This is a genomic window from Microcystis sp. LEGE 08355, from assembly GCF_015207185.1.
Lineage (GTDB): Bacteria > Cyanobacteriota > Cyanobacteriia > Cyanobacteriales > Microcystaceae > Microcystis > Microcystis panniformis.
This window is the reverse complement of record NZ_JADEXI010000264.1, coordinates 1-6215: the sequence shown is the minus strand read 5'-3', so window position 1 is coordinate 6215 and position 6215 is coordinate 1. Positions and strand designations below refer to the sequence as shown.

7 protein-coding genes and 3 pseudogenes are annotated in these 6215 nt (G+C 41.3%); 1 reads left to right on the top strand and 9 read right to left on the bottom strand.

The annotated features are described in order from the left end of the window. Nucleotides 1–102: 102 nt before the first annotated feature. The 5 genes and pseudogenes from IQ242_RS27160 to IQ242_RS13980 form a co-directional block, all read right to left on the bottom strand. A pseudogene (locus tag IQ242_RS27160) lies at nt 103–725 on the bottom strand (DUF3368 domain-containing protein). Then, a complete protein-coding gene (locus IQ242_RS13995) occupies nt 722–967 on the bottom strand; it encodes a UPF0175 family protein (protein ID WP_002748168.1) in 246 nt (81 codons plus the stop codon). Before IQ242_RS13995 ends, IQ242_RS27160 begins: the two are co-directional and overlap by 4 nt. Before the next feature lie 111 nt (nt 968–1078). Then, nucleotides 1079–1417 (bottom strand): UPF0175 family protein, encoded by a 339-nt coding sequence (locus tag IQ242_RS13990; RefSeq protein WP_193960385.1) that lies wholly within the window; start codon nt 1415–1417, stop codon nt 1079–1081. An 88-nt stretch (nt 1418–1505) separates the two neighbouring features. Further along, the gene (locus tag IQ242_RS13985; RefSeq protein ID WP_193960384.1) at nt 1506–1793 is read right to left on the bottom strand and encodes a BrnA antitoxin family protein; all 288 of its coding nucleotides are present in this window, start codon (nt 1791–1793) and stop codon (nt 1506–1508) included. Continuing rightward, nucleotides 1774–2064, bottom strand: a complete 291-nt coding sequence (locus tag IQ242_RS13980; RefSeq protein ID WP_193960383.1) for a BrnT family toxin — start codon at nt 2062–2064, stop codon at nt 1774–1776. The genes IQ242_RS13985 and IQ242_RS13980 overlap by 20 nt, the downstream gene beginning before the upstream one ends. Before the next feature lie 231 nt (nt 2065–2295). Here IQ242_RS13980 and IQ242_RS26195 point away from each other — a divergent pair. Further along, nucleotides 2296–2370, top strand: a pseudogene (locus tag IQ242_RS26195) (PEP-CTERM sorting domain-containing protein); the annotation flags it as partial. A 205-nt stretch (nt 2371–2575) separates the two neighbouring features. On the opposite strand, the gene IQ242_RS13975 reads toward IQ242_RS26195, so the two are convergent. From IQ242_RS13975 to IQ242_RS13960, 4 genes and pseudogenes are all read right to left on the bottom strand, one after another. Continuing rightward, entirely contained in the window at nt 2576–2986 is a 411-nt protein-coding gene (locus IQ242_RS13975; RefSeq protein ID WP_193960382.1) for a putative toxin-antitoxin system toxin component, PIN family, read from the bottom strand. Further along, nucleotides 2976–3182: a hypothetical protein gene (locus IQ242_RS13970; RefSeq protein ID WP_185237093.1), complete on the bottom strand. Its 207-nt coding sequence runs from the start codon at nt 3180–3182 to the stop codon at nt 2976–2978. Before IQ242_RS13970 ends, IQ242_RS13975 begins: the two co-directional genes overlap by 11 nt. Nucleotides 3183–3678: 496 nt before the next feature. Further along, the gene (locus IQ242_RS13965; protein WP_193960381.1) at nt 3679–5241 is read right to left on the bottom strand and encodes an iron uptake porin; all 1563 of its coding nucleotides are present in this window, start codon (nt 5239–5241) and stop codon (nt 3679–3681) included. Nucleotides 5242–5971: 730 nt separating this feature from the next. Further along, nucleotides 5972–6215, bottom strand: a pseudogene (locus IQ242_RS13960) (thioredoxin family protein); the annotation flags it as partial.

Sequence of the window (6215 nt, the reverse complement as noted above, 5' to 3'; positions counted from 1 at the left end):
GCTTTATTATCAGTTGCCAACTAAAACCCTCTAAATCAACCGAAAAAGAAACCACAAAAGTAGGCTAAATTGCCTCTAAAAATACCATAAATACCCCTTCATTCAATCTTGAGGGGGTTTATTTTTTTCTTCATCAACAATCTGTAAAACACTGCTGTATAAAGGTGCAGCAACCCAAAATCCTGCTCGATCAATCAAAGCGTCTAGCAAGGGTTTCACCTCAGAGATTAACCGTCGATTCTTCGCCTCAACTAAAATGCCCAGAATTCCTGTGTATCGAAGATTAATACCATTTTTCTTTATTCGTGGCAGACATTCTACTCCTTTCTCCCAAAAAGGGAGAAGGGTTGGGGGTGAGGGAATTAACCATCTCTGCCATTACTTTAGAAAAATGGTATAAGTCTAGCAGCAATTCTACGACCAAGACGCTCATCAATCAAAACTTGATCTGCTCCCAACTCAAGTGCTAAAGCAATAGCCTCAGCTTCTCCCTTATCTAGTTCATCAGCAAGAGCTTCAATCACTGTGCGGTTAGTTACCGTTCGAGTTTGAATCCAATCTAAGGTTTGGACTTCTATTGAACCTGCTACCGGAAAATCAGGCTCAGTTAATTCTCGATAAACTGCTTCAGGAATAAAAACTATTTCGTAAAGTTGTTGTAGCAGATGAAGTTGATTAATGGCGGCAAGATTGTTGATAGGCGATGTATCACTGACAACAATCACAATCTTCCCATCTCCCGCAAGTTCTTAATATCCTGTTCAAAATCTTCGACATCGTAGTGTACCGGAATTTGACGACTTGCAAGTAGGTGTTGAAAAGCAATACGATTCATTCCTGCAAATCGACTCGCTTGAGCAAGGGTGAGCTTCTCTTTTTGAAAGAGCATGACCGCAATTTCCTGCCTCATCTCAGCTTCAGTCATGCGTGTTGCACTGAGAATTTCATCGGAGATATCAATACTCATGGCTATAACCCTATCTATCCCTTCCTATTGGAATAATATCATAACCCCCTTCATTTAGATTCGTAGGTTGGGTTGACGCAAGGAAACCCAACAACAATAGGAGGAATTTCTTCAGTCATCTATGCCATCCCAGAGTTCAGAGATGGGATGTACTTTGCCCTCTTTAGCTTGCTGAAGAGAAATACGAAGACTGGTGAGGATGAGTTCTTTTGGTTCGTCGTCGGGGTCCGTGGGTGGAGTGAGGATATTACGCGATACTAGCAATTGGTAGAAATCATCGATCGCCATTCCCGTTAGTTCAGCTGCTTGTTCAAATTGAAGACGTTGCTGCTGATAAAGCATGATAGCGATTTCCGTGAGCATTTGAGCTTCAGTCATTTGTACTGTTTGCAGAAGTTCAGCGGGAAGGATGAGGTTCATAGAGGTTTCATTAAGTGGCAGTAACTTCATTGTATCGCCATTAAAAAGAAACCACAAAAGTAGGCTAAATTGCCTCTAAAAATACCATAAATTCCCCTTCAATCAATCTTGAAGGGGTTTATTTTTTTGCCTGTGTTTCCACATATTCTCGCAGGGCGCGATTAATACTGGTCTGATACCCCTCCTCTTGTGTGGCCTGGGTTTTGAACCAGTCTATCAGGTCAGCATCAAGGCTTAGAGTGATCTGCTGTTTGAGCGGACGATAAAATACACCACGCTGGGCCCTGCTCCAATCTCCCGTAGCCTCCGGGATCAAATCCGTGCGGATAGGCTCTTGTGACGCGGCTAGAGCGTCAATTTCAGCCTGTATCTCTGGCGGTACTGGATTAGAATCTCCCTTGTTCATAAGCCCTCCTTTCATGGGCTGTTGCCCTGCGTGCGCTAATAATTCGTCCCGTTTCCTCTCCTGTCACTGAATTAGACTCCAGCCAAGTATGCAGCACAAATACAGTCAGTTTACCGATCAGTCCGATAGTCTGCCAGCGTTCTTCCTCTGGGTATGGATCAGGACGGCTGACAGCGAGAGGATCGGCAAAAACATATTGAGCGGCTTCAAAGCTCAAGCCGTGATCGCGCTTGTTTGTCCGATTTTTGTTGTCGTCCCATGTCCACTTCAATTTTACTCTCCAAATGTAGCTATATTATGGTTACTACATTAATTTTTATCAATATTGTATTTGCGCTAACGCAATCGCAATAAAATTTACCCCTATCGGGATCATAACATTATCCAGATATAATGCCAGTATCACTACCGATTTAGCAGCAAGAGCAAGCTAAACAAATTAGTCATCATCAAAAGATAACAGTTTGAGGAGGATTGGTGAATTATCATCCCTTTCGGCTTCGGTGCAGCTTCAACCCTCAAACGCAAACTAAAACCCTCCCAATCCACCGAAAAAGAAACCACAAAAGTAGGCTAAATTGCCTCTAAAAATACGATAAATGCCCCTTCAATCAATCTTGAGGGGGTTTATTTTTTTGCATTCCTCCCTCAAAAAATTCTCATATCATTTTTCAAAAGTAATGACAAACTTAGTTGATCATTTCAAAGCGCAATCCCTCTCGGAGAAAGGAATTACACTTTCAGATGTTAGTCACGACTATTGAAAATTGGTATCAGGGACACTAGAAAAAAACTAAAAACTCTGCTGGAGTAATAATTGGAATCCCTTGATAAGTATTGAGAATTAAAAGATCCTTATCGCCTGTTATGATGTATTGTGCCATTCCAGATACAGCTAATTCTAAGAATTTATTATCATCTAAATCGGCACAAACTCTAGTTTCATGCGATATGTCAACAAATAAGCTCCTATTTTTAAGAGACGACAAGAAATCTAACCTATCATCTTTTTCTAAATATTTGTCAAATTTATTTTTACTTATTCTCGTTGCCAATTCTTGATAAGTTGCCTCGCTCTGGAGAATAGTAAATTGACTGACTGCTATATTGATTACTTTTTTGGGTGTTCCTAGGGGATTTAGTAAAGCACTAATAAAAACATTTGTATCTATAACAACTCGATTAGGATTCATCTACTAATAGTTCTGTTAGTTTATCTTCTGTCAAACCTTTAGCTTGAGCTTTTTTGCCGACTTTATCCATAATTGAGATAAGACTTTCTGAATTTTCCTCAATTGTCAGATTAACTTCTTGTTCAGGAGAAAGACCTAACTGAGCGATTAGTGTAGGAATCTCCGATACCTTAATATTTTTGATAACTTGTTTCATGGCTTAACTAGGTAACTAGGTGTATCTTCAACTTTCATTGTACTCTATTTAATCACATTTAACAGTGTTTGTGGTTCTTCGGTTTGTCTTATGCAATCGACGGGGTTATAAGGAATGAAACCCTTATAGAGACAGACATTGCCGCAATTTTTGTCAATTGTTTGCGATCTGGAGCGAACTAATCAATTAAATCTCTTGCCAGATAAGGATTTAGTCGATTTATGCCCCCCTATCGAACCATACCAAGTCCCGAAGAGCCACAGTGTTCCTCAAATCGTCCTTGACCTCTTCGCCACAACTTCAACCCTCAAGCATAAACTAAAACCCTCTAAATCCATCAAAAAAGAAACCACAAAAGTAGGCTAAATTGCTTCTAAAAATACCATAAATGCCCCCTTCACTCAGTTAGTTTAGAGTGCGAAATGGCAGCCAGTGGAGAGATGATTTCAAGTCCTGTCATATTTTATCTTTATCTCTGACTGGCTGCCTAGACAAATCAGAAAGTAAAAGTCGTGCGGATAGTACCGATAACTAAGGTGGAATTGTTATTATTTGAGTTAGGAGAAGTAATCACGATTACCCCCGGAGTAAGGGCGATATTATCGGTGATTTTCCACTCATAAAATCCTTCGATATGAAAGGAAGTATCGGGATCATTAGTGGAACTGCCATCATTTAACCTAATACTAGAACTAGACACCCAAGGCTGCATACCAACAATAATACCAGCCGTATTTCCTTCCTTAAATAAATCAGGAAAAGCCAAAGTTACCGCCCAATTCCAGATATCTAAATCCCCGCGTTCTAGTTGTCCATCTAAGGTGCTAAGGGTGATAGCCTTTGTGTAACCTCCCCAACCACCGAGGACAAAACCATCGACAATTCGCCAAGTAAATTGTAAACCCAAACTATTATTAATGGTCGGGACAGCCTCCCCGAATAGTTCTTCGGTGAAAAATCGGAAATTCGAGCGCTGACTTCCCGTCCCCGTGTCTAATTGATTATAACCATGAAAGTAGGATAAAGCAATGCCAAAATTCTCGTTAGGAACATAACCCAGCTGCCCTAGGGCAGTATAGGAACCGTTAAATAAACCCGCACCTGGGTTAGGATCGTTAGCATCCCCAGCAAGATAACCGGCGCTGAATTGCAAAGCCCCATAATTACCCTGTAAACCGAGTCCAGTTTGTCCGGGGGCAAAATAAAGGGGATTGCGGGTACCAAAAGCGGAAAGCGCCCCACTAGCACCATCTCCATCCAAAAAGTTGAGGGTATTGGTAAAGTCATCTTTAGCACCTCCCGTCGCTTCTAACCAGAGGTAGATATTTTCTGTGACGGGGAAACTGTAGTTTAAAACTTCTAGTAGTAAATCGTTGCCGTCCGGTTGGCTAAAGGCTAAGGTACTTTGAAAAGTTCCGGTGGTATCGGCTAAATCGGCAATATTTCCCGTTGCTAGACGGGTATAGAGTAAATCTTTACCTGTGAAGCTAGTATTTAATTCTAAACGGGCCCGATAACCAAAAGCTGGCACTTGGGGAATCCCTTCACCACCGTTTTTTTCTCCTGTGGCTACCCCATATAATGCCATCACCACTTCCCCAGTTAATTTAGTAGTGGTGGAAAATTGATTATTTTCCAGAAAAGCGACTCGATTTTCTAAGTTATCAACTCTTGCCCCTAGTGCTGCTAATTCTGTCTCAAATTCCTTGACTAATCGCTTGATTTTGTCTAGATCTTCTTTTAATACCGCTACTCCTTCTTGAATCAATCTTTCTAGGGTATTTAAGCAGGAATTCAACCCCGCGGCAAATTCCCAACGAGTTAAAGCGCGTTCACCGCGAAAAGTGCGGTCAGGATAACCTACTATACAACCATACCTCTCCACGAGACTTCTTAAGGCCTCAAAAGCCCAGGCGGTGGGAGAAACATCCCGCAATTGATTCACCGTCGTCACCTGTGCCATGGGGTTACTAGAGAGGGTTTCGAGACTATTAGCCAGTACCGGACCAGAAAAACCCAGTAATATCGCTGCTGTTAGGAAATTTTGCTTGATTTTCATTGCTGTCTCCCACACCTATAAGAATGATTCTTATTATCAATGTAATCAGGTTAGCAAACTTTTTCCAGTTTGGCACTGTTGCCAATATTTTTTAAGTGTTATTTAAGATAAAATCTGGCTCTCTTAGGTTTGGTGGGTAAAATGTATTCTAAGATACAGTCCTGCGGGCGAGCGAGCGGAAGGAACCACAGAGACACAGAGGACACAAAGATTGATCGCTTCTATAGTAAGTTAAACTGATCACACAAAGAATAAGAGAGCCAAAATCTGAACTGCCTAGCATTTATTGGTTCAAATAAATCTTAAATGATAATAAAAACAATAAGTACCTAAGCAAAATTAATTACACATCTAAGCCACTACTCCGTAAGACTTCTGCTGATGTGAGCAAACAGAGAACTGAAAACCCAAATCCGATACCTAATAGTTGTCTCCCGTCTCGGAGTCTCGGAGTCTCGGAGTCTCGACTAGGAAATTAATTTTGCACGACTAAGCTAAGACGTATTTAAACTGCTTATTCTTGGATTAGCCGAATCTCCTCCAATCCCCCCGATGTCGGGGGGGCAGGGGGGTTGCCTCTTGCCCCTTGCCTCGTCTCAACAAGCAATTTAAATTACGAACAGCTTACTTAGGTAAATAATTTTATTGTTCCTACAAACAAGATAGAGACGCTGCTGACAGCATCTCTAAATGATTATTTTTGGTTCAATTGAGGATAAAAAAGAGGTAACTAGCGCAATTCAGCGTTAAACTCGTTAAAAGAGCGTCTTTTTAACTCCAGCGATTGCGTTCGAGGCAGAAGATCAAAAACCTTTCTTAAGACATCATCCACATCTTCGTATTTAACATTGCCCAAACCATCATAAACCACTTTACCCTGTTGGTCTAAAACCACCGTTTGGGGAACCCCACCGCGATAATAGTAACCCGGTTCATCGGCACGATAGGAAGACTTTAAGGGGATAGAATCGACA